Source organism: Saltatorellus ferox (assembly GCA_007751475.1).
In the GTDB taxonomy this organism is placed as follows: domain Bacteria; phylum Planctomycetota; class UBA1135; order UBA1135.
Map to the genome: position 1 here is coordinate 450,703 of CP036434.1, position 21,736 is coordinate 472,438.

The 21,736-nt window shown below is 64.8% G+C and carries 16 protein-coding genes; 6 read left to right on the forward strand and 10 right to left on the reverse strand.

All coding sequences use genetic code 11. The annotated features are described in order from the left end of the window. Window positions 1-18 precede the first annotated feature (18 nt). Complete coding sequence (locus Poly30_RS01670) at window positions 19-315, reverse strand: DUF4235 domain-containing protein (protein ID WP_419190830.1); 297 nt, start codon at window positions 313-315, stop codon at window positions 19-21. A gap of 387 nt (window positions 316-702) precedes the next feature. On the opposite strand from Poly30_RS01670, the gene Poly30_RS01675 reads away from it, so the two are divergent. Both Poly30_RS01675 and Poly30_RS28025 read left to right on the forward strand, forming a co-directional pair. Next, the gene (locus Poly30_RS01675) at window positions 703-1,920 is read left to right on the forward strand and encodes a hypothetical protein (protein ID WP_145194287.1); all 1,218 of its coding nucleotides are present in this window, start codon (window positions 703-705) and stop codon (window positions 1,918-1,920) included. 57 nt (window positions 1,921-1,977) lie between these two features. Continuing rightward, on the forward strand, window positions 1,978-2,112 hold the full coding sequence (locus Poly30_RS28025) for a hypothetical protein (RefSeq protein WP_419190831.1): 135 nt from the start codon (window positions 1,978-1,980) through the stop codon (window positions 2,110-2,112). A gap of 667 nt (window positions 2,113-2,779) precedes the next feature. On the opposite strand, the gene Poly30_RS01680 is transcribed toward Poly30_RS28025, so the two are convergent. The 5 genes from Poly30_RS01680 to Poly30_RS01700 form a co-directional block, all read right to left on the reverse strand. Beyond that, the gene (locus Poly30_RS01680) at window positions 2,780-4,429 is read right to left on the reverse strand and encodes a hypothetical protein (RefSeq protein ID WP_145194288.1); all 1,650 of its coding nucleotides are present in this window, start codon (window positions 4,427-4,429) and stop codon (window positions 2,780-2,782) included. A gap of 826 nt (window positions 4,430-5,255) precedes the next feature. Continuing rightward, window positions 5,256-6,260: a phosphotransferase family protein gene (locus Poly30_RS01685; protein WP_419190832.1), complete on the reverse strand. Its 1,005-nt coding sequence runs from the start codon at window positions 6,258-6,260 to the stop codon at window positions 5,256-5,258. Window positions 6,261-6,312: 52 nt separating this feature from the next. Then, entirely contained in the window at window positions 6,313-8,094 is a 1,782-nt protein-coding gene (locus Poly30_RS01690) for a mechanosensitive ion channel family protein (protein ID WP_419190833.1), read from the reverse strand. Window positions 8,095-8,469: 375 nt separating this feature from the next. Next, window positions 8,470-8,961, reverse strand: a complete 492-nt coding sequence (locus Poly30_RS01695) for a hypothetical protein (RefSeq protein WP_145194291.1) — start codon at window positions 8,959-8,961, stop codon at window positions 8,470-8,472. Beyond that, window positions 8,937-10,616 (reverse strand): multicopper oxidase domain-containing protein, encoded by a 1,680-nt coding sequence (locus Poly30_RS01700; protein ID WP_145194292.1) that lies wholly within the window; start codon window positions 10,614-10,616, stop codon window positions 8,937-8,939. Before Poly30_RS01700 ends, Poly30_RS01695 begins: the two co-directional genes overlap by 25 nt. A gap of 28 nt (window positions 10,617-10,644) precedes the next feature. On the opposite strand from Poly30_RS01700, the gene Poly30_RS01705 reads away from it, so the two are divergent. Next, window positions 10,645-11,550 carry a transposase zinc-binding domain-containing protein gene (locus Poly30_RS01705; protein WP_419190834.1) on the forward strand — a complete coding sequence of 302 codons (906 nt, stop codon included), beginning with the start codon at window positions 10,645-10,647 and terminating at the stop codon, window positions 11,548-11,550. A 108-nt stretch (window positions 11,551-11,658) separates the two neighbouring features. On the opposite strand, the gene Poly30_RS01710 is transcribed toward Poly30_RS01705, so the two are convergent. Next, complete coding sequence (locus tag Poly30_RS01710; protein ID WP_145194294.1) at window positions 11,659-13,983, reverse strand: carboxypeptidase regulatory-like domain-containing protein; 2,325 nt, start codon at window positions 13,981-13,983, stop codon at window positions 11,659-11,661. A gap of 379 nt (window positions 13,984-14,362) precedes the next feature. Here Poly30_RS01710 and Poly30_RS01715 point away from each other — a divergent pair, with 379 nt between their 5' ends. After that, window positions 14,363-15,157: a transposase gene (locus Poly30_RS01715; RefSeq protein ID WP_419190835.1), complete on the forward strand. Its 795-nt coding sequence runs from the start codon at window positions 14,363-14,365 to the stop codon at window positions 15,155-15,157. Window positions 15,158-15,614: 457 nt separating this feature from the next. Here the strand turns inward: Poly30_RS01715 and Poly30_RS01720 are convergent, their stop codons facing one another. Together Poly30_RS01720 and Poly30_RS01725 are read right to left on the reverse strand one after the other, a co-directional pair. After that, the gene (locus Poly30_RS01720; RefSeq protein ID WP_145194296.1) at window positions 15,615-17,219 is read right to left on the reverse strand and encodes an FG-GAP repeat protein; all 1,605 of its coding nucleotides are present in this window, start codon (window positions 17,217-17,219) and stop codon (window positions 15,615-15,617) included. A 48-nt stretch (window positions 17,220-17,267) separates the two neighbouring features. Beyond that, entirely contained in the window at window positions 17,268-17,951 is a 684-nt protein-coding gene (locus Poly30_RS01725) for a hypothetical protein (protein ID WP_145194297.1), read from the reverse strand. A 1,048-nt stretch (window positions 17,952-18,999) separates the two neighbouring features. On the opposite strand from Poly30_RS01725, the gene Poly30_RS01730 reads away from it, so the two are divergent. Further along, entirely contained in the window at window positions 19,000-19,755 is a 756-nt protein-coding gene (locus tag Poly30_RS01730; RefSeq protein WP_419190836.1) for a helix-turn-helix transcriptional regulator, read from the forward strand. Between the two features lie 30 nt (window positions 19,756-19,785). On the opposite strand, the gene Poly30_RS01735 is transcribed toward Poly30_RS01730, so the two are convergent. Continuing rightward, window positions 19,786-20,367 (reverse strand): tetratricopeptide repeat protein, encoded by a 582-nt coding sequence (locus Poly30_RS01735; protein WP_419190837.1) that lies wholly within the window; start codon window positions 20,365-20,367, stop codon window positions 19,786-19,788. Between Poly30_RS01735 and Poly30_RS01740 the strand changes: the two genes are divergently transcribed. Further along, entirely contained in the window at window positions 20,348-21,478 is a 1,131-nt protein-coding gene (locus Poly30_RS01740) for a transposase (RefSeq protein WP_145194300.1), read from the forward strand. The genes Poly30_RS01735 and Poly30_RS01740 overlap by 20 nt on opposite strands. Window positions 21,479-21,736 lie beyond the last annotated feature (258 nt).

Here is a 21,736-nt window from a genome sequence, read left to right on the forward strand (position 1 = left end):
GCCATCGAGCGTCAGGTCTCAGAGGAGCTCGGAGCGCGTCCATTCCACGGTCGGTTCGCGATGCCGTCGCTTCCAGGCGTTCGACACAGAGCGCTTGGCAAACACGCGCGCCACGGCCACCGCAAGTCCACTTACGGCGGCCCAGGTCAGCGCGTCGCCCCACGTGACATCTTCCGCAGCTGGGTTCGCTGGTGGAGGGTTGTCCTGCGTGGCCTCCCAGGCTTCGGCCATGAGTCGGCGTGTGGCGAGGCCCGCCATGGTTCCGATGAGGGCGGCGCCCAGGGTCCAGGCCTGGCTTTGAGAGGAGTGCTTCATGGAGGAGGGGACTCGGCTGGAGAGAAATGGAGCGAGTCCGGCCATGGGCTCCCATGCCGGACTTGCACCGTAGTTTGGAGAAGGGCCTTTAGCTGGGCCTCAAGGCTTGATGAGGCCGCCGATGCTGGCCACGAACTCAGATCACGACGACCTGCACACTGACTTCGGGCATTGACGGAGCATGGGTTCGGCATTGGAAGTGGCTGAGACGGCGAAGGCGCGAGGCCATCACGCAATGCACCCTCAGCGTCGCGCGGCTAAAGCGCTTCTCACGGGAGTGAGACATGCGGGAAAGGCGCGCGCGTTCCTCTGTGCGCACGCGAGCGATGCTCGGTCGAATCGTCGACGCTTTCCCACCCTTCCTGGAACCCTCAACACCAGCACACCATGCCCTCCTACTCCCGCACTACTGCGATCCAACCCCTGCCCGAACGCTCCCACGTCAGCTGGGGGGCGCTTCTCTCCGGTCTCGCCCTCACGACCGCCCTCGGCTGGGTCCTCATGCTGCTCGGCGGCGCATTCGGTCTATCCGTTGCGGACATCGACGACGTCGAAGCGCTCAGCCAGGGTTTCGGCATCGCAGCTGTTCTCTGGTTCATCCTTTCCTGGCTGATCGCCTACTTCGTGGGCGCCCTTGTCGCCGCCCGCCTTTCCGGAACGGTGGATGACCGCGTCGGCATGATGCACGGCATGACGGTATGGAGCCTCGGCACGATCACCACGGTGCTTCTCGCCTCTGCGGGCGCGCAAAACGCTCTGAGCGCAGGTCAAGCCGTCGCGAGCGGCGCGGCTTCCGCCACGCGGTCCGTGACATCGGGCGTTCTCGGCGGCGCCGGGGACATCGCCACCACGGCGGGGTCAGCGATCGCCGATCTCGGTGATGAAGTCGGAGCAGCGGTGCGCCGTCAGGTCGCGGAAGAAGTCGGTCAGGTCGACGGTGCCGGCGGCGCCACTGCCGAAGAAGTCTCCGACGCCTTCGAAGGCCTGAACAACACCGCCTACGGCAACCTCTCGCTCGCCCTCGCGTCGGGGGACATGGGCAAGGCCAAGGAAATCCTTACCCGCAACACCGAGCTGGACGAAGGCGACGTGGATTCGGTCCTCGAGAGCCTCGGCAAGAAGCTGGAGAACTCGGAGTCGGTGGAGAAAGCGCAGACGATGGCGCGTGATGCGATGAACGAGGTGAAGAGCGGATCAGCTGACTATCTCGCCCAGCTCGGCGGCGGTGAGACCAGCTCCGATGAGGTCAGGACCGCCCTCGAGGAATTCGACGCCGAGACCACCCAGCGGGTCGCCATGGCGCTCATCACGGGCGACGCCGATCGGGCGAAGATCATCATCGCTTCGCGTACGAGCCTCACCGAAAGCGAGGTGAACGCGATCGTCGCGGGCGCCGAGAAGAAGATGTCCGCTCGAATTGAATCCGTCGTGACCGAAGCCAAGGAAATGGCCGAGACGGCTGCTGGCTACGGCGAGGCCGTTCTCTGGACGGCTTTCATCGCCGCCATGGTCGCTCTACTTGCGGCCATCCTCGGCGCCAAGCTAGGCACGTCGCACGAACCCGCCGAGCTGAAGATCGCCGTCAGCGAGCGCGCGATCGCCTGACGCTCCCGGCCATCCTCTCCATCGACCCACTACCCCACTCAGCCCACCCTCTTTCCCATGCTCTACACCCTTCTGGTCATCGCCCTCGCCCTGCTCGTCGCTTCTGCCGTCACCTCGAGTGCGTCCATCGGCGGCGTCGGCGGTCTTCTCGTTCTGATCCTGGTCGTCTTGCTCGTGACGGATCGCGTCTGATCGTTTCGGGTTCATGGACCCAGGTCTCGCCCAGCGCGACAGGTCCAGGAACTCGTCGGCCCACGCTGGCGACTTGTAGTCCCACAGGCAATTCAAGTCCTCCTTCTGCAAGTACGCTCTGACGGTGTGCTGGTGGTACTCGAGCGGCTCCTTCATGGACGTCGTCGATCATCCGATTCGCCGGGTGGGGGGGGACTGGTCATCGCCAGGGCCGAGCCGTTCCCCACCCGCAGAGCCCAAGGTCCGAATACCGATGCCGCCTCGGCAGGGGCGGCTGGACTTCGGGAAGTAGGACGCTGCGGAAAAGCGGCGCGTGGGCTATCGGGCTCGGTGAAATGAGAACAGCCAGCATTCTCGGGGAGGGTGCTGGCTGCAGGTCGCGGTGAAGCGGACCGGTGGTGCCGTCCGGAGAGGGGGAAATCGGGCGAGTTCGGCTCAGCGACGAGCCTGATGGCCACTCGGTCGCTCCCGCGCACCCGGTGAGGATGGGGGAGCGAAGAATCGGGCCTCAGACTGCGACGGTAAGCGTGTCGACACCTCGCTTGGAGTTCCTATCCGTCGGGGGCCACGACCTTCGGCCCATCGCCGAAGGACACGTTGGGGTCGCCGATGGTCTGCGGGGTCGCGGATAGCAGGGCCGGTACTGTGGAAACCCCGCCGCTTCAGATCACTCCAGCGTCACTCGGACCGCCGGGCCCGTGCCGAACCCGCTCCCATCGCGGTAGATGTATTGCCAGCCCCAGGTGTCACCGGGAACGTGGGCAGGACCCTGGAACGCGCTGGAGGGAAGGGACGCGAACGCGGATCCCTGGCCGTCGGCCTGGAAAGCGGGGTAGCGTCCGAAGGCGGAAATGGGACCCGAGCCGATGCAGAGGCCGTAGATCCCGAACGGCCCCACCGGTGCCGGCGTGCGCGCCACGGCGAGGAAGCCGAAGGCGTGGGCGGGAAGACCGTCGATGACCGCTCCGAGGTCGGTCGTGGGATGGAACTCGGTCCCGATGACCTCGAGGGAAGCGATCGAACCGGAGCTGTTGGGCACGAGCGGTACACAATCGGTCGAGCCCCTGACCTCGGTCGAGTCGAGGATGCCGTTCGAGTTCTGGTCGAGGAGTGGGTTCTGGGCGATCTCGAATCCGTCGTGCTGGCAGTTCGCGTTGCGATCGTCGTCCGCGCCGACGAGGCTCCAGAATCGCACGGCATCCGGAAGACCGCTGCCGGGGAAAGTCACCGTGGAAGCGAGCCCGCCGCCTCCGTAGTCGTATCCGAGGACGACCGACGGAGTCGAGCCACCCGTGCGCATGCAGACGCTGCCTTCGTAGCGCGGGATGTCTCCCTCGCCGACCCGGATCACCGCCAGAGCGGGGCGGTTGCTTGGCGTCGTCGAGAAGCAGCCGGCGAACTCGGACTTCGCGATCAGCGTTCCACGGTCGAGGATGGCTCGGTCCGTCTGGACGGTCATGCCGGGCAGGACCGAGTAGGGCAACGCGCCATCGAAGATCGCGCGCGTGGGCAAGCCGTCCTGGGATACGCGCCAGAAACCGATCGCATCTCCCCCGCCTTGCACCCGAACCACCTGGGACCAGCGGCCGTCGGCGAAGAGGACCGGCTCGAACCAGGGATCCAGGTTGTAGCCTGGCGGATTCGGGTGGCTCGGTTCGAGCAGCCAGCTCCCCGCCGCCTGGCGGCGATAGGTCCGCATGCGAGCCGTGGCGTTGCTCACGAGCCGATCGCCTTCGAGATCGAACTCCGTCGTGAAATTGAACACGGTGCCCGGATCCTCCTGAATCACACCGTCGAGGACCCAGCCGCTCGGGGCATCTGCCCAGATCTCGATGCGTGAATTCGCATCGACGCCCATGGCGACGCGATCGCCCGAGAGCCGGACGTGTCGGATGACATTCGTCGCCGAGGGGAGGATGTCGTCGATCGCCCAGTTGCCCGAGCCGTCGCGCTCGAGCAGCAGGAGGCTCAGCTGGCCTGCGTCGAGGATGGTGAAGGCGGCTCGGTCCTCCTCCATGTCAACGGTTCTTCCGAACCCATCCGGCGGACCGATCCGACCGGGAAGGGTCAACGTCGCCTGCGCGGTCCAGAATCCGTTCAGGGGGCTGAATTCATAGGTATCCACGTGGACCGAGGCCACGCCCGAGGGGCTGAAGCTCTGGCCGATGGCAAGGGCGCTGGGTCCGTCGATCTGGACGAAACCGAGCTCATAGCCTGCCGTGGAGGAGGACAGCGGCACCACGTCCTGGGGCGGGCCCAGGCAGGGCGGCTGTTGCGGTACGGCGGCGAGCAGGAACAAGGGTGCGAGAGGCGTCATGGTCAGTTAGCGGCCAAGGGAACTCCGTCCGGGAGGTCTGGAATCATCGTTTCACGACAGAGTATTAGCCCCACGATCGTGGCGGGTCACATCTGGGGAGGACCGACTCGCAGCCTCGGTCGCGGAACGTGACTGCCCGCATGGCGTGCGAGTTCTCAGGCAGCGCTGGGATGCCGACGCGGCGCCGCGAATCGCGTCAGCGTTCCGGTCTATGGGAGCGCGCGCAATCAGGACGGGCCGACGAGCTGTGCGCCTGCCGATCAGCTTCCCGGCGCGACAGGTGCGGATCGTGTCTCGGAAACGGAGACTTCGGGGCAGCATCCGCGTCCGATCGGTCAGAAGACCGCCGGCAACGCACGTTGGCATACCAATTGCCTACTTCGTGCGTCTCCCCTCCGATTCCCATGCTCCAGAACCGGGACCGTTTCCCTCCGGTCCACACGACTTGCCCACGCGCCCATCTGTTCTTCCCCTGTTCCTCGCGTCCCTCGCCCTCGCGCCCGCCGCCTCTGCCGTAGCTCGGCTACACGGGGAGATCCTCGGAGTCTCGCCCGAGCCCACCGCTGATCCGGTTGTGATGAACCCGTCTTTCTGCCTGCCGATCCATTGACGTCGGCGGAGGTCGAGCGTGTACACGGCGACGCGCTCCGCGTATCCGTCCACCGCCCCAGCGGTACGACGTCGCCGAGGGATCGGAGGCACCGGAGGCGCCCGCGAGAACCTGTTGACGCTGCTGCGGCACCGATCGACGGATGGAGAGCCTCAGCAAGAATGGCCCAGGCTCGACGTGCATCCGGGTGTGCGCATCGGCCAGGCCCGCCTTCGGTCAGCTCGCGTTCACAGCTCGGAGGAGGTTCCGGAGGCGCGCCAGCACGGAAGGGGCCGGTTCGGCCCCTGGCTTGCCGGCCACCGCGTCCTGGAAGCGCGAAAGGTGAAGGGCGATCTCGTGGAAGCGGACGTGCACTTCAAGAACCTCGCAGTCGGACCTCACCGCGTAATGGGCCAGGAGTTGCGCCATCCCATCTGCGATCTGGAAGGGTCGCTTGACGCCTCCCGTGAGGATGGCGAGGTCGTGGGCAGGATCTCCCAAGCGCGCGTACTCCCAGTCGATCACCGCGGTCTTCCGCTCCGGATGGTAGAGCAGGTTCTGGCCCAGGAGATCGCCGTGGATCAGTCGCGACGGCTCCGGGGGCGGCAGGTTCTCGCCCAGCCACGTCGTCGCCGCGCGCACTTCGGCCGGCTCACTTCCCGTGAGTGGATCGAGTGCACGGAGACGCTCCTCGCCATGGGCACGGCGGGTGCTACAGCCGCGCAGCCAGTCGAGCCCGTCCAGGGAAGTCCGATGGATCGCAGCCGCCACGCCAGCGACGAGTTCGACGGGGTCGATCGATGAGCGGCCCTTTCGCAAATCCACCGGGAAGCCCCCGGCGTGGTCGCACACGAGGATCGCGCCGTGGACGAATGCCACGCGGCCAGGAACGGAGAAGTCGCGGTCCCCTTCGGCGAGATGCTGCAGGAGGCGCGCCTCCGCAAGGGCCGACTCACGACCGCGCCCATCGTTGGGGCCGCGCGGAACGAGCGCCACCAGGACCCCTGGCCAGCCAGAGTCCGCCGCCTCCACCCTGGCTGCGAAGGCTCGACGCGACAGGCCTTCACCGAGCCAGCGCACGCGGCCGATCTCTGCCTCATTCAGTCCCAGGTGCGCGACCGCGGCACGGATCGCCCCGAGCGCACGCGCCCAACCCTGGTTCGGTTCGGACTCCGCAGAGCTGTCTCGCAGGTCCTTCACGTCCACGCCGAAGGGATAGCCACCTGGGGTGTAGCCGGCCACCCAGATGAGCCCATGACCTGTATCGAAGACGTCGTCGAAGTCCGGCCAGGGCTCATCCCGGGCGTGAGGGCGCTCTCCCGCGTCGGTGCACTCGTGGCGCTTCCTCCGCGAGGATTTCCTCGATGAACAGCGAGGTGACCTGCGAGGCAATTCCATGGCATCGTGGGCTTTCTTCTGAATCGGGCTCCTCCGCAGCCTGTTCCGGGAAGGGTACCACCGTCTCGTTCTTCAGGATCAGGACGCGTCGCGCGTAGGGAATCTCGACCCCCCGCTCGTCGAAGACGTCCTTGATGATGCGTCGCAGGAGCCGAGCGACCGACAGGTGCGCCCCAGGGCGCACCTTGGTCACGGTTCGATACGTCAGTTCGGACTCCCCGAAGACATCCAGTCCCTTGACGGACGTGGGCTCCAGAACGTCGGTCGACCGAGCACGAAGTCGCTCGGCCGCCTCTTCCAAGGCGCTCACCACGACATCGAGGTCGGACTCGTAGGCCACGCCGACGTCGACCACCGCGTACACGTACTCCTTCGAGAAGTTCACGACCGCTTCGATCGAACCGTTGCGAAGGATGTGATGGCGTCCGCTCTGGTCGCGAATCCTCGTCGTTCGCAGGTCGACGCGCTCTACCACGCCTTCCGCGTCGCCGATGCGGACGAAGTCGCCGACGAGATAGTGGTCCTCGAAGAGGATGAAGAATCCGCAGACCATGTCGTTGACGAGGTTCTGGGCCCCGAGTCCGACCGCCAGGCCCACGATGCCCGCGCCGGCCAGGAACGGCGTGGGGTCCTGACCGAGGGCCTCCAGCACCATGATTGCGGCGCCGAAGTACACGATGTACTGAATGACGCTTTCGATGAGGGGGAGGATCGTGGAGCGGCGCTGCCGTGCCTCTCGCGAGAGCTTCGAGTCGCGCAGAAGGCTTTGCTGGACGACGATCTTGGAGACCTCGACCGCGACGCGCGCCAGGAAGAGGATCCCGACCACGCGGACGAAGCGTGGACCCCAGGTGCTCGCCGCCGAGCTGTAGGCATCGATCTGACGGAGCGCCTGCGTGCCGACGAGGATCCAGAGCGCCCACTCCAGGGTCCGCCGGAGCGCGGGGACGAGGTGCTGGAGTCGGTCGTAAAAGCGAAGGAGGTTGTTCGGCGACGAGTACTTGCGGCTGAGGGCGTCGAGGCTGACGACGACCGCGTCGATCGCGCGCCAGGCGAGCACGCCTAGCGCGACGATGATGAAGATCCGAAGGGCGACGCCGAGCGCGGTCACCCAGCTCTCCACCAGACCGAGGTCCGCCGCCGCCCAGACGAAGAACGCCAGCCACGCACCGAGCCGGATCAGCGTCGCGAGGAGCGCGAAGAATCCCTCGATGCTCTCGTCGTTCGCGCGCAGCCCCTCCCATGCCTTGGCCCGTGCGGTCGCCCATGCGAGGGCCCTGCGCACTCCCCGCAAGAGGATCGCCAGTCCGATGGCGGCGACCGCCACGCGTCCGAGGGCGATCCCGAAGTCCTGCCAAAAGCCCTCCGGGAGCGAGGCGAGCCTCGCTTTTCCCCATTCGATGAGATTCGTCCCCCGAACCCAGACCAAGGCCGCTCCCGCGCCGATGGCCAGCAGGAGAACGATCTGGGCGAAGAGCAGGAGCAGCCTCAGGTTCTGCGCAAGCACCTGCGCCGTCGCACGAACGGAGGCCGGCCGGTCCTTCCCTCCCAGCGAGCGGGCGATGCCGCCGAGGAGCACGAGGCGCAGTCCAGCGAAGACCACGAGGACGGCGAGCAGAGCGATGCCCAGAAGGACCGCGTTCTGCGTGGGAAGAGTTTGAGAGCGAATCCAATCCATGGGCATCCGCCCATCGTCGCAGGAGAAGCTTCTTCGATTCAATCGCCGCGAAACGGAACCGTTGGAACGCGAGGGACTCGGAGACTTCTTGGCCGGGTCGTCGCGTCGATCACGGAGGGTGGGTATGGAGGCGTATGCGAGGCGTCCATGCTCCGCTATCCCGACCACCTCTTTGTTCCGGAATCTCACCGTCACCTACACGCGTGGAACGCTGCTGCGCCCGGACTATCTGCACCACACGGCAAAACGCACCACACGCTCCAACGAGTAGCGGGTTGGTTCGACCGAGTCAGCGAATTCGCCGGGGACATCGAACGATGAGCAAAATGGAGTTTTGCTCCGGCTGCGAGTTCCTTTCTGTTCCGCGTCGTCGGCTCAGCGACGGATGGGCTCGCTCACGAAGGACCCGTCGTCGCGGAACACGCTTCGGGATCGTGGCCCCCCGTCGAACTCCAGGGTCAGCCCTGTACTGCCGGTCTGGGCGAGGACGCCTTGGCCCTCCACGGTGCCCTCTTTGGACCGGACCTGAAGTTCGGCCTGGACGCCTGTGGGCAGGAAATCGAAACGGAAGCTCCCGTCCGGCTTGCACCTCTTCATCAGGCTCAAGGTCGCTTCGCCCTCGCCGATCCTCAGGGATATGACTTGATCGCTCAGCAGAGGGTAGAGCAGCTCCGGGTCTTCCTCCCGCCTCACGATTCGGCCCGACAGCATCGCGTGGTTCTCCAGGACGATCGTCTGGAGCGGCTCCCCCGTGACGTTCAGTTCGAGGGCCTTCAGGTGATCGATCTGAACCGTCCACTTGTCCAGCGGCAGCGAGGGAAATTCGATCCGGCCCGCCTCGTTCAGTGCGCCTTCCAGCCACTCCACGTTCGACTCTCCGTTGGGATCGTCCCCGAGTTCCTTCGAAGCATGACCTTCACGTCCTTCGCGAGCGCATGGCCGGACGCATAGGTGAACTCCAGCACGCCCGGGGCAGCCGAGGTGAAGCGGTCCAGGACTTCAATTCGGTCCCCCGGCGCGACCGTCAGTCCCCGGGCGAGGGACCTTCGGACGCCGCTGGCGACCAGGTCCACATGGAGGCCGGTCCATGCCTCGACTCCGTTCGGAAGGGTGAGATCGCCCGTCCTCCAGCGGCCCCCCGTTCCGATCCCCGCCGAGGTGATGGCGCGACGGGAGGTCACTCCGGATCCCCCGGGATCGACCACGGGCTGGCTCACTTCGATCGAGCCGCGTCCATGAAGGTCGGGATCGACGGAGCCGTACAGCTGGGCCACGGCCTGGAGCTCCAGGGTCTGGAAGGCGAGGGCCGTGGGGGGGAAGGCGGGGAGCTCCAGCCCCGTGAAGCCGGGCGCCGTGACGACGTAGCGGAAGCCTGGCCCTCTCGGCACACGAACTCGACCGGAGGCATCGCTCTCTCCGTCCTTCAGATCAGGCGGGTCGCTGCAGACCGAGATCACCTGAGCCTTCGCCACGGGCGAACCGTCCGCGCTGGACACCAGCCGCAGCAGCATCTCGCCGTCGATCTGCGGTGGATGAAGTTCCACTACCAGAGTCCGGTCCTCCCCTGAATCAGGCGCCAACGTGGTTTCCGTCTGGACCCAACCGGTGGTCTCGTCGGTCACGTCGATGAGGACGTGGGAGCCAGTGCGAACGAAGTATGACCAGTGGCCCTTCTCCGAGGGAGCATGGATGGAGTCCGCCGTTCCCCGCAGCTGCACCGAGATGTCCGTGACATCAACGCCATGCCGGAGCGCTTCGATCCGCAGGAGGCCGAACCCGGGCGGATCTTCGCCCCGCTCGACGGCCCTTTCCGCCTGCGAGCGTCTCCACGGCATGGGTTCCTCGGCCGTTCGATTCGTCGCACTCACGCGCCCTGTCGATTCCTCGCGCAGGGACGGCAGCGGGACGCCGGGGATCACGGTCTGCGAGTCCGCCTCCATGCGCGGTAGCTTCGCGATCCCGCGATGGGAATCCTCGTTGACACGGTCGCCGGCTGAGAGGAAGAAGAGTCCTATCGCGGAGACGAGTGCAAAGATGGCGGTCAGAGCGGCGCGGTTCATGTCTCCGTAAACTAACAGGGAGCGCCGGAGAATACGTTTCCTGGCAGCGGTCATCCCTGGATGTCGCGCGCCACTTCTTCCGCGCTCGCGGGTCGAGCCATCGACCCGGCCGGTTCCTCGTACCAGCCTGAATCTTCGTTTCTCTGGAGCTGCCCATCGGTCATGTCGTCGCGGACCTTCAGAAGGCCGACCATCCCGCCGGACGCCGACCAGAACGGTGACGCGCTTGCGCTGCTGCTCGGCGGGAACGCTCGCGCCGTCGATGGCCGTCCCGTAGAACTCCACCCCGTGCAGGTGGATCGGGTGATGGTCCATCGCGGACAGATTGCCGATGCAAATGCGAACGCGCTGGCCGGTTTGCATCACCGGCGGCTCCAGGTGCGGGAAGACTTTGCCGTTCATCGTGAGCACGCTGAAGTCGGTCATCTCGTTCAGGGTGCTCTCCAGCGAAGAGTCTTGCATGGAGCGATACGCGCAAACCGCTTCGAGCTTGACCGGTCCGTTCCTCTGGAATGGACGATCCGCCGGACATCTTCAGGGTCACGGGGTGCCGCTCGCCGCTCCAGAATTTCGTCTGGATTTTGTCCGGGCCCACCTTCCCGGTTTCCTCGCGGAGTTCGAGGACGAGCACGGCGGTCGTTCCCTGCCGCAGTACGTCATCCAGGAATTCGAGGCTCTACTCGAATGCGGCGATCCAGCGTTCGGCGTCAGCCGTCTCCGCTGCCCCTCCTGCGCAACGGACACGATGGTGCCGTTCTCCTGTAAGGGTCGAAGGTTCTGTTCCTCCTGCGGCGGGCGCCAGATGGCGCAGACGGCCGCGCACCTCGTCGACAGGGTCTTCCCCGATGTTGATGTGCGCCAGTGGGTACTCACGGTCCCCAGGCCGCTACGCCTGGCGATGGCGATGAACGCGGAGCTCTGCCGAGAGGTCACGCGGGCACACATTCGCGCGGTCTCTGCCTCCTACAAACGCCGCGGACAAGTGACCCTGGATCGTCAGCAGCAACAAGTGCAAGGCGACCCTGAGGGCGACCCAGAGAGCGAGCCAGAGAAAGCCGCACCTTCCGTTCCTGACTCCCCGGTCCGGCTCGACGTTGGCGCCGTGAACTCGACGCAGCGCTTGGAACCCTCGTTGGGTCTAAATCTTCACTTCCACTCCCTCGACCCGATCGCACTCGGTCTGCCCCTACGCAAAGGCGACGAACCCCCTTGGGAGTACGCGGACGCGGGCGCTGATGAGCAGCCGCTTCTCGATTTTGGCGACGCGCGTGATAATGGGTTCTTTTCGGCCCTGAAGGCTGCCTCGGTGAAGTCACTGGTGCCCTGCACCTGGACCGAAGGGCGCCACGTGATCTACGTACGTCCCTTCACCAAGAGCGCCTTCCCCCGGGTCTGAGTCTCCGGGATGACAGCCGCCCAAGCATCCCACGAGAGCAAGCGCCCACGCTGCATGCCTGAACGGACGGTGTCCCCGGATGCTTCGTCCTCGTCGTCGGAGCGCTCTTCATCGGCCACCGTCCTTGGACAACTGGATCTCCAGGGTCTTGGCGCCGTTGACCAGTTCAAGCGTGCTTAGGTTCAGCGACTGGCGCCCTCGCCAGCCCGCGCCCTCGGCCTCGACCCAGTAGTCCCCTGGCCCCACGCCGAATTGGGTCGTATAGACGGGTCGGATCGACTGCCTTCGGCATGAGAAGGAAGCGACCTCTCCGGAGCTCGAGAAGAGCGTGAATCGTATTCGCTCGTGCTCTGGCATTTCCGCAGGCGGATAGGCGGCAATCTGCACGAGCTCACCAGGATGGAGCACAACTTCAGCGCTCACTTCGTGGGTTGAGCCAACGGACACATCGACAGCGCTCGTCGCGTATCCCTTAGCCGTCACGGTCAGCGAGTACTCGCCGAGGGGGACCCTCCCTGAATTGCCGAGGCCGTCAGCAACCAAGAACTTCGCGCACGTGTTGCCCTTTCTGTCAATCAGCGAGGCGAGAGCAGCGGAGCACCCATCCTCACCGGTGGCCACAACCTGGACCGACACGGCTCCTCCCTCTTCAACCGTGAGATCGCCAATGTCGATTTCTCCCCCCACGGCATCGAATCCGCGGAAGATGCCTCGGGCATGATCGGAGTCCTGAACGATGATGGAGAACTGTCCACGGGGCACGCGTGGGAATGAGAATTCCCCGTTCCGGCCTGAGTAGCTGGCCGGACTGTTGGACTCCACAACAGAAGAAAGCCCGACAAGGGCGCCGGGGACGGGCGCACCGGCCGAATCGACGACCCTCCCGAAGACTCGCGAGTCGGTAATCTTCGACCGCATGAGCAAGCCGACGTCGTCGGTCGTTCGACACGTCAGGGCGACTCGCCGGTAGCCCTTCGCAGAGGCGATCATCGACATGATCCAACGCGGGTCACAGTTCGGAACGCTGAAGCTCCCGTCTTCGCCCGACGCACTGATCCACTGCCATGGCAAGACATGGCCGGCTTCGTCCTTGAAGTTCACAGAGACCTCAGCGCCAGGGACGGCGCTTCGCTTCTCGTCGAAGACCTCGCCCATGACAGGATCGCTCATCTCGAGGACGACTTCGGTCAGCGATTCAGCCGCGTTGTTGTCGTAGGTAAAGCGCGCGTTGCCCTTCGCCGCATGCCGGGCCCAGCCCATCCCAGTCCGGGTCCGAAGCTGGGTGACGACGAAGCGCCCGTCTTCACCGCTAAAGACCTCCGACATCTCTCCATCCTCGTCGTAGACACCCACCTGAGCCCCATTCACGGGGTTGCCCTGGTGATCCAGCACAACCCCCGAGAGCTCGAAGCTCGCCTCGAGTTCCATTGTCAGAGACGGTATCGCCCCCTCGTCAACGACGAGGGTGCGCGTTTGATTCTGGTGGCCTTCAAGGCGAGCCTCGACCAAAGTCGTCGTGGCGCAGACGTCCTCAAGGACCACAATCCCATCCTCCCCCGTTCGACCCACTTGACTGTCGGGTCCGAACCGCTGCCTCACGGGGCTGTACTGGTCGAGCGCACCAGCAACAACGACGCACCCGGCTGCAGGCTTGCCATTGGAATCGAGCACGAGGACCTGCAGTGACCCCGCGCGATCCAGGACAAGATTCACGGTCTCCGTGTCGCCCGCGTGAATCCAGAGGTTGTGCGAGGAAGCCCCGAAACCGGGCGCGTAGGCAACGACTGTGGTGTCTCCAGCCTCAACGGCAAGCTCATACTCACCCGTGGCGCTTGCTTCGGCAGCCGGAAGGCGGCTGCCATCAACGATGGGGGCAGAGAAAGCAATCGTTGCGCCTGGAATGGGCCTCCCATCCCTCGAAGTGACCTTCCCGTTGATCGTGCCCTCGAGGGACGTCTCAACCTCCACGGTCGAGGTCTGCCCTACGCGGATGTGAACGTTGCGGAAGAAGTCTGGCAGCTGGCTGAGGCGCAAGACCCAAGACCCTGGAGCCAGCCGGAGCTTCGCTTGCCCGCTTGCATCGAGATCGAACCGGACTCGATCGTGGCGCTGCCCCTGCCGCTCAGGGAAGAACAACTCCCCAGCTATTTCCTTCGGAACAGACGGACCGTGAACTTTGACCGTGAGATCGAGGATGCCGCTTTCCTCGACCTCGTCCTGCAACAGGACTGACGCGGACGATCCGTCAGGTTCAGAAGCAGGCTCCGCTGCAACAGAGGATCTCGTCCCGGGCGCATCCTCGCTCATGCTGACGACGTTGCCGAACTGACCGGCTGTCTTTCGCCGAATGCCGTCCTCGCCGCCATCCACAGCGCCCCGAGCCAAGACGATCATTGCAAGGACCCCTAGCGCCGCGAGAGCAGCGAAGATCAAGAAACCTTTAGAGCGAGAAAGCAGCAACGGATAGGAAGTCCAAGCGGGGTGTCGACACGCGCCTCACCGTAGCCTGAGGCCCGATTGCGCGCCACCTCCCTTCCCCACCGAGCACACGGTCGCGCCCGAGTGCCCATCGAGCACCTTGCTGAGCTCACCACTCCCGGTTCTGTCTCTGCGACCGACACCACCGGTTCGCTTCACCACTACCGACAGGCAGCACCCTCCCCAAGAGTGCTGGCTGAGCTCATTTCTGCCCCTACGCAAAGGGGACGAACCCCCTTGCGAGTACGCGGACGCGGGCGCGGATGAGTCACCGCTGCTCGACTTCGGGGATGCGCGTGAGGGTTCCCTCTTCCCAGGCCTGAAAGCGGCATCAGTGAAGTCGCTGATTCCGTTGGGAGAGGCCGCAGGCCGCCCGCTGAAGCGCCTCATCGACCCTGATCTTGCCAGGGCGTTCCACTCGTCGGGTTGGGGGAGTCAGTACGTGCCGCCTCCACTGGTGGTGAATGCTGACGGGTTCTCGTTGCGTGCGCTGATCCGGAAGGGCCAGCGGGCGCAACTGGAGAAGCTCTGCCGCTACGTGACAAGACCCGCCATCAGTCTGGAACGCTTCGATGTCCGTCCCGATGGGATGGTCTCGTGGCTGCTGCGCAAGGCCTGGCGTGATGGGACCAAAGGTTTCGTCATGACGCCGTATCAGTTCATGGCTCGACTGGCGGCGCTCGCGCCGCATCCGCGCGAGCATCAGCTGACGTATCAGGGAGTGCTAGCCCGGGCCTCATCATTGCGTGATCTGGTGGTGCCGCGTCCGGTGGTTCGGAAGGAGCCGAAGGATGTGGACGTCGCCGATGAAGACGCCGCGAAGAGTGCGGGGGAGCCGAGGAAGGACCAGAGGTACATCCGCTGGGCAGATCTTCTGAAGCGGGTGTTTTCGGAAGATGTTCTCAAGCGCCCGCGCTGCCGCGGGCGCAGGCACATGATCTCCGTGATCACAGATCCGGAGACAGCGCGGAAGGTGCTGGAGGGGGTGAGAGCGGCGGCGAGGAGATCATCCGACTCGCTGGGTGAGGGAGCCCCGTCATCGCCAGGGCCGAGCCATTCCCAACCGGCAGAGCCCGAGGTCCGAATACCCATGCCGCCTCGACAGGGGCGGCTGGATTTCGGGAAGTAGGGCGCAGCAGCAAAGCGTCGCGCGGGCCGTCGGGTTCGATGAAATGGACACAGCCAGCAACCTTGCGGAGGGTGCTGGCGTCGAGTCGTGGTGAAGCGAACCGGCGGTGCCGTTCGTAGAGGGGGAAATCGGGCGAGTTCGGCTCAACGAAGAGCCCGATGGCCGCTCGGGAGCTGCGGTGTGCCCTGTACGGGAGGGGGTGGTGCAGAATCGGGCTTCAGGCCAGGGTGACGGCTGTGGTGACACCCCGCTTGGACTACCTATCCGTCGTCTCAAAGCCCGTGCTGTTCACCGCGATGACGGCAATGGGAAGTGTCAACGGGAGTAAGTGGGGAGCGGATTGGAGTGTCATGACCTGGTGCACCCGGAGTCAACGCCGCAGGACACAGGTGAGTGCCACGGGACCGTCAAGGATGGCCCCCCAGGCCGTTGGCCCCGGGGAGCTGATGCTGTTTCCTCAGGGCTGAACGGTCAGTGCGACGCCGTTGGTCACGTTGTAGCCGCTGCCGCAAGGACCGCCCGCGTCTCTGTACCAGGCCTGCACGGCGATGGTCTGTCCGACCGGCCAGCTGTTGTCCTGGATCAAGCCCCCGAGATTGATCTGTCCTGCTGTGTCGCTCACGGTGATGCTGATTCTGCGAAGCGCGCCACCGGTGATCCGGCTACCGTCGCCCTGGGCCGCGGGCGCTGTCAGAATATCTGTGCCTGAGAAGAAGATGGCCAGGGCATTGGGGTTCAGCCCCCGTGCGATCAGGCCGAAGTCGTTGGCCGCGGCGGAGTCCGAGCCGCAACCGACCAGGTGGCCGCCATAGCCTCTGGAATTGCGGCAGCCTTCCTCGCGAATGACCGCAGTGCTATTGGTGCATGGGCAAGCGCCACTGAAGCCGATCGATTCGTACTCGAAGTCGTGCTCCTGGAAGACCTGAATGACACCAGCGTTGCCCAGTGGTACGTCAAAGGCCCGTGATCCGACCAGGACCGTGTCGCCGTCCACGGCCACGGAGGACGCGACCTGCTGGGCGTTGAACGAGCGTGCCGGGCTGAGCGCCTTGGAGAACGAGAACATCCCGGTGGCATCGGCGGAGTAGACTGCGCCCAGCCCAGTGCCGGCCGCGCTTGAGTAGCCGGCGGCGACGAGCCTTGACCCCGTGAGGTCAAGTTTGATCCCGAGACTGGTCAGGGCCACATCGGACCCCAGGAGTCGCTGAGAAATGAGCCAGAAACCGAACTGTTGCTCCCAGACCTCGATGAGTTGGTTCTCGGCAATCGCGGCACGAGGGGTTGGTCCTTCCAGATCAAGATCCACTGTGAGTCCGAATTGTCGAACATTCCCCGGGGCTTGGGAGATCACGTCGGTCGCGTGCGTCCACGTCTGCGTGGCGGAATCAAGCTCGTAGAAGTGTGCCTTTCCAGCAGCAGTTGCTCCTCCTACTCCAGTGTTCGGAGCCCCAACGAGCAAGTACGGGCCGTCCAAGGCAACTGCGTGGCCGAATACCGCAGCGGGCGCCGGAGACGGCTGGTAGATCGTCTGCTGAAACGTCCAGTCTCCGGCGATGAGTCGATACAGGTGAACGGCACCTGCATCTGATCCATGCGTGTTGTCCTTGCGAGCCCCCACAGCGATCCAGTCGCCTCCGAGTGCGACGTCGAATCCGAACTCGTCCCCCGGCATCGGAGCAGGAGCCTGGATCGGAGTCGGGTCGAAGCCCCAGACGCCCGCGGTGCGATCGAACACCAGGACGCGATCATCGGCGGCCAGCCCGCTGACGACGGCGCGATCTCCCTCCAGCTCCAGCGCCTGGCCCATGTTGCTGGGGAATCCACTGACGTTCGGCAGGAACACATCTGTCGGCGCATTCCCCGGGGCCGACAGGTCGAAGAAGGCGACCCCGCCAAAGGACCCCGCTGCGGCCACGAGGTCGCCGTCAATGGACGCCTCCTTGCCCAGACCGAAGCCTGGGTTTCCTGTGGCGTAGAGGTCATGGCATTGGGAGAAGCGCTGTGCGGAGGCAGACGCCGGGGCGAGTGCGAACAACAAGAGCGTGAATGTGATGCGATCCATGGAAGAGTCCGTGTTAGAGAGAGTCAGGGTTCGAGAGAAAGACGTGAGCTAGAGCTCCTGTATCACTGCGCGCAAGCCGGGTGATGGGATGGCCGCGCAGCAGGGCGCACCGCCGCGGTAGGCCCCGGGAAACGGCGGGAACGCAGTCGCCTCCACGCCCACGACGTGAAACGCCGGTATGCCCATCCGCCGGAGCTCCAGTCGTTCTTTCCGCGAAGGCTCGGGATAGACTTCATTGAGGAGGACGAGCCCTTCCCAGAGCGCTGACAGGTGTCCCGCGAGCGCCCGGCGGCTGGCCACATTGACGAGTAGTGCGCACTGTCCCCGGAGAGACTCGGGCAGCGTCGACTGGTTGGACTTCGGATCGACCGCGTGAACCTCACGACCCTGAAGTTGCACCTTGAGGCGTGTTCCGATGTAGCCGCTCGCGCCAAGCAAGATCACCGGCGTGTCCTCGTCATGGCCGACTTGCGCGGACACCTTGGCAATGGCATCCGCCACGACAAGAACCGTTGTTTGCGCCTCTTGTCCGTCGTGAGGAACGTCGTTCTTCTCCATTACCCCGGGCAGGATTCCGGAGAACGTCAGGTGCTCGGCCTGGAGCTCTCGCTGAATCGCCTGTGCTCGACGGAGAAGGGTCTCGAGGCAGTTCTTGGTCGCCACGCGAACTTCGTCCTCGAAGGAGCTGATCGCGCAAACCACGCACCACCGGCCTTCCTGCTTGATGAGCATGACGGGGAACGGGCTCCATTTCCGACGTGGTATCGTTCTCGGATAGACGATCGCCGCCGCGTACCTCTCCGTGGCCGGGTACATCACGAAGACAGACGCGACCCACCCGAATCGACGGTTCAAGAGACCAAAGGCTCGTCGGACAGGACGATTGACGCAAAGGCCGATCGCGAGAACGGCAACGCGCGTGGCGTGCGTTTGCAAAGATCGCTTCCATCTCCCTGAGCGCAAGGAGGGCCTGGCCCGGGAAGCAGACCTGGTCGGGCCCATCGAGTCCTGGGCGGGAGAGATTGCGGTGATAGGCATCGACGATGGTGTTCGCTGTTCAGCTCGTGGCTGTGATTTGATCTGGTCCGGACGAGAACGTTGTCCCGCTCGAGTGCTTGATGGGCTGTTCGTTCCTGCGCACGTAACTGCTGACTCAGGACCGCCAATTTTCTACTTTCTAGTGCGGGGCCTGATGACTCGCTGACGCCGAGCGCGAGCGCATATGCTTGCGATCTCTCACAACCACGTCGTCTCGACGATCGTGGCCGTCTATCATTCGCCGAGCGACTTGCTGACGAACGAACACCCGCAAGCGAAACGAGCGGTCGCGGTTGAAAGACAGGACGCGAAGAAGCATGCATAGATTCGACTCCCATAGAATCCGCTCATCCACGTGCATTATCGACCCCCCTGATCAGGGGGTCAGCCTCCCGATGGTGCTCTGCGTCGGGGCTCGCACCCCGAAACAACAATGACCTCGCCGCTACCATCAGCCATCCTTCGTAGCCTGATCGACGCCATTTCGGACCTACACTCGATCAACGGCGCCGAGGAGTTCTCCGCTCGTGCGATCCGTACGAGTAACGCGATCGTCCCAGGGGAGCTCAACGTCTACACGGAGATCGATCCTGCTTCGAGCCGAGTCGAATTCGCGGCAGACGATGGTCACGCTGCACTAGCCGCAGTGAAATCGGACTTCCTTCGTCTTCAGCATCAGCACCCCGGCATCCAACGTCAGCGCCTGAATGGAGACTTCGGAGTCCATACGGTCTCCCGGCTATTGACGAACCGGGAGTGGAAGGCTCTGGATCTCTACCATCACGTCTACGCGAAGATGGGAGTGGAGGATCAAGTGGTCGTCTGTGCTCCCATGCCGGCCCCCATGGCCCTCGGCGTCACGATTAGCCGCAGCCGACGTGGATTCAAGAGCGCGGAGGTCGGCGCGCTTGAGATCTACGAGAAGCACTTCACCCACGCCTTCGAATTGGAGCAGCGCTTCGCCGACTGGGTCTGGCTTGCAGACAACCTTGCGCAGTCGCGGAACTCACGGGAGGGCTTTGCGATCGCGAATAGTGATGGAGCGGTTCAGATCGCGTGTCCAACGACTGAGCTTCTCTTGGCGCGCTACTTCCCGATCAAGCGACTGGGAACGCGCCACCTACCGGAGTCACTTCTCGACCGAATCAAGCGCCTCTCAAGTACCGAAGAGTCACGCCTTCACACGTCAACTGTGGTGAGAGTCCTCCGCGGAGAACACGAGCTTCGGATCGACCTTCGACGCCAGGCACGACTCAACCGGTGGATCCTCCGATTCGAGGAACAGACCCCCAAGATCAGGCGCCGTCGTGAGGCCGAGGCGTTCTCTCCACGCCTCAAGAGCGTCGTCGACCTCCTACGCGAGGGACACTCCGAGAAGGCGATCGCACACGAGCTCGCCTTGGCGGCGACAACCGTCCACGACTACGTCAAACAGATCTTCAAACGTCTTGGGGTTCACTCACGAAGTGAGTTCATGGCGCTGTGGATCGACCGTTAGGGACCGGCAACGCACACGTGTGGTGGTTCACTACTTGGAGAACGCCAGGGTCGCCAGCGCTTCGGCGGCCGCTTCCACGCCGCCGTCGGCTGCCGTCTGGAGCCACGTGGTGCCGGCCTCCAGGTCTTTCTCACAGCCCTCGCCGAGGACCAGCGCGAGGCCGGCGCGGTAGGCGCCGTCCAGCTCGCCCAGGGTCGCAGCCTTGTGGAACCAACTGAAGGCTTCCGTCAGGTCGTGGTCTTCCAGGAGAATGCCCGCGTTGTAGGCGGCGATGGCATGGCCGTTCTCGCCGTGCGCCTGGAAGATTCGCAGCGCCAGCCGCTTGTCCCCTTCGGCGTTGGCGTCATCCAGCGGGACGTTGGGTCGGAGTGGCGACTCATCAATACTCGGGTAGTCCGGGATCGGACGCTCCGGCGCCTGCTCGCCGAGGAGTTCGGCCTCGAGTGCGCGATGGCGCCGCTTGGCTCGCACGAGCTGCAGTGGCTCGAGCGTGTCGGTCAATAGCTCGAGGTTGCGAGAGGCATCCTGGCCGAGGTCCACGGCGATCACCGTCCATGCGTAGGCTTCGACGAGGTCCTCGGGACGGCTCTTCGTGCCAGCGGACCGTCTCACATCCGTCGAAGTCGAGCGTGTCCACGCGGACGCGATCGCCCGCATCCGTCGCGTGCTGGAGCGCTACGACCTGGACCCACTCGCCCTGGGTCTCCCGCCGCGTCCAGGTGACGAGGCACCCTGCGAGTTCGAGGACGCAGCAGGATCGCAGCATCCGCTCCTGGACTTCGGCGATGCGCGCGACGGTTCATTCTTCCCCGGTCTGAAGACGGCCTCGGTGAAGTCCGTGGTGCCCTTCCGCCCGGGGGCGGGTCTCCCCCTCGAGCGCCTCCTGGATCCCGATTTGGCAAGAGCGTTCCAGGCATCCGAGTGGTCGGGTCAGTACGTCCCTCCTTCGCTGGTCGAGACCTCCGATGGCTTCTCCCTCCACGCCGCGACCCTGGTCCAGAGGGGCCAGCGGGCGCAGCTGGAGAAGCTGTGCCGCTACGTGACGCGGCCCGCCATCTGTCTGAAGCGTCTGGAAGTTCGCAGTGACGGCAGGATCTCATGGTCGCTACGCAGGCCTTGGCGAGATGGCACCAAGGCGTTCCTCATGACGCCGTACCAGTTCATCGCTCGTCTCGCGGCGATCGTGCCGCATCCACGTGAGCATCAGCTGACGTACCAGGGCGTGCTGGCGCCCGCGTCTCCGCTCCGCGATCAGGTAGTGCCGCGTCCTGTGGTTCGGAAGGAGGTGAAGGGCGCAGAGGCGACCGCTCCAGATGCCTCGGAGGGGTCGACAGAGGCGCCGAAGGCCCAGCGATCTATTCGTTGGGCTGATCTGCTCAAGAGGGTGTTTTCGGAAGATGTTCTCAACTGCCCGCGCTGCCGCGGGCGTCGGCACATGATCTCCGTGATCACAGATCCGGAGACAGCGCGGAAGGTGCCAGCGGGAGTGAGAGCGGCAGCGAGGAGATCATCCGATTCGCTGGGTGGGGGAGACCCGTCATCGCCAGGGCCGAGCCGTTCCCCACCGGCAGAGCCCGAGGTCCGAATACCGATGCCGCCTCGGCCGTGTCTACTTCACGGGGCGGCTGGACTTCGGGAAGTAGGGCGCAGCCAAGCAGCGCGCGGGCGATCGTGCTCGATGAAACAAGAACAGCCAGCGCCTTGGGAAGGGTGCTGGCTGTAGGTCGTGGTGAAGCGAACCGGTGGTGCCGTTCGGAGAGGGGGAAATCGGGCGAGTTCGGCTCAGCGAAGAGCCCGATGGCGGCTCGGGCGCTCCCGCGTGGCCGGTGAGGATAGGGGTAGCGAAGAATCGGGCGTCAGACTGCGACGGTCAGCGTGTCGACACCCCGCTTGGAGTTCCTATCCGTTGGACAGGCGCTTCGAAGTTTGGTGGAGAGAACCGGGGCCCCACCCCCCTGCCGAAGACGTGCGTCGACTACCG

Bases quoted from the DNA above. Each gene is read 5' to 3' on its own strand.
- Poly30_RS01700 (WP_145194292.1), bottom strand. From the start codon at position 10,616: ATGCAAGACTCTTCGCTGGAGAGCACCCTGAACGAGATGACCGACTTC.
- Poly30_RS28025 (WP_419190831.1), top strand. From the start codon at position 1,978: ATGCTCTACACCCTTCTGGTCATCGCCCTCGCCCTGCTCGTCGCTTCT.
- Poly30_RS01670 (WP_419190830.1), bottom strand. From the start codon at position 315: ATGAAGCACTCCTCTCAAAGCCAGGCCTGGACCCTGGGCGCCGCCCTC.
- Poly30_RS01675 (WP_145194287.1), top strand. From the start codon at position 703: ATGCCCTCCTACTCCCGCACTACTGCGATCCAACCCCTGCCCGAACGC.
- Poly30_RS01720 (WP_145194296.1), bottom strand. From the start codon at position 17,219: ATGGATCGCATCACATTCACGCTCTTGTTGTTCGCACTCGCCCCGGCG.
- Poly30_RS01725 (WP_145194297.1), bottom strand. From the start codon at position 17,951: ATGCTCATCAAGCAGGAAGGCCGGTGGTGCGTGGTTTGCGCGATCAGC.
- Poly30_RS01680 (WP_145194288.1), bottom strand. From the start codon at position 4,429: ATGACGCCTCTCGCACCCTTGTTCCTGCTCGCCGCCGTACCGCAACAG.
- Poly30_RS01690 (WP_419190833.1), bottom strand. From the start codon at position 8,094: ATGGATTGGATTCGCTCTCAAACTCTTCCCACGCAGAACGCGGTCCTT.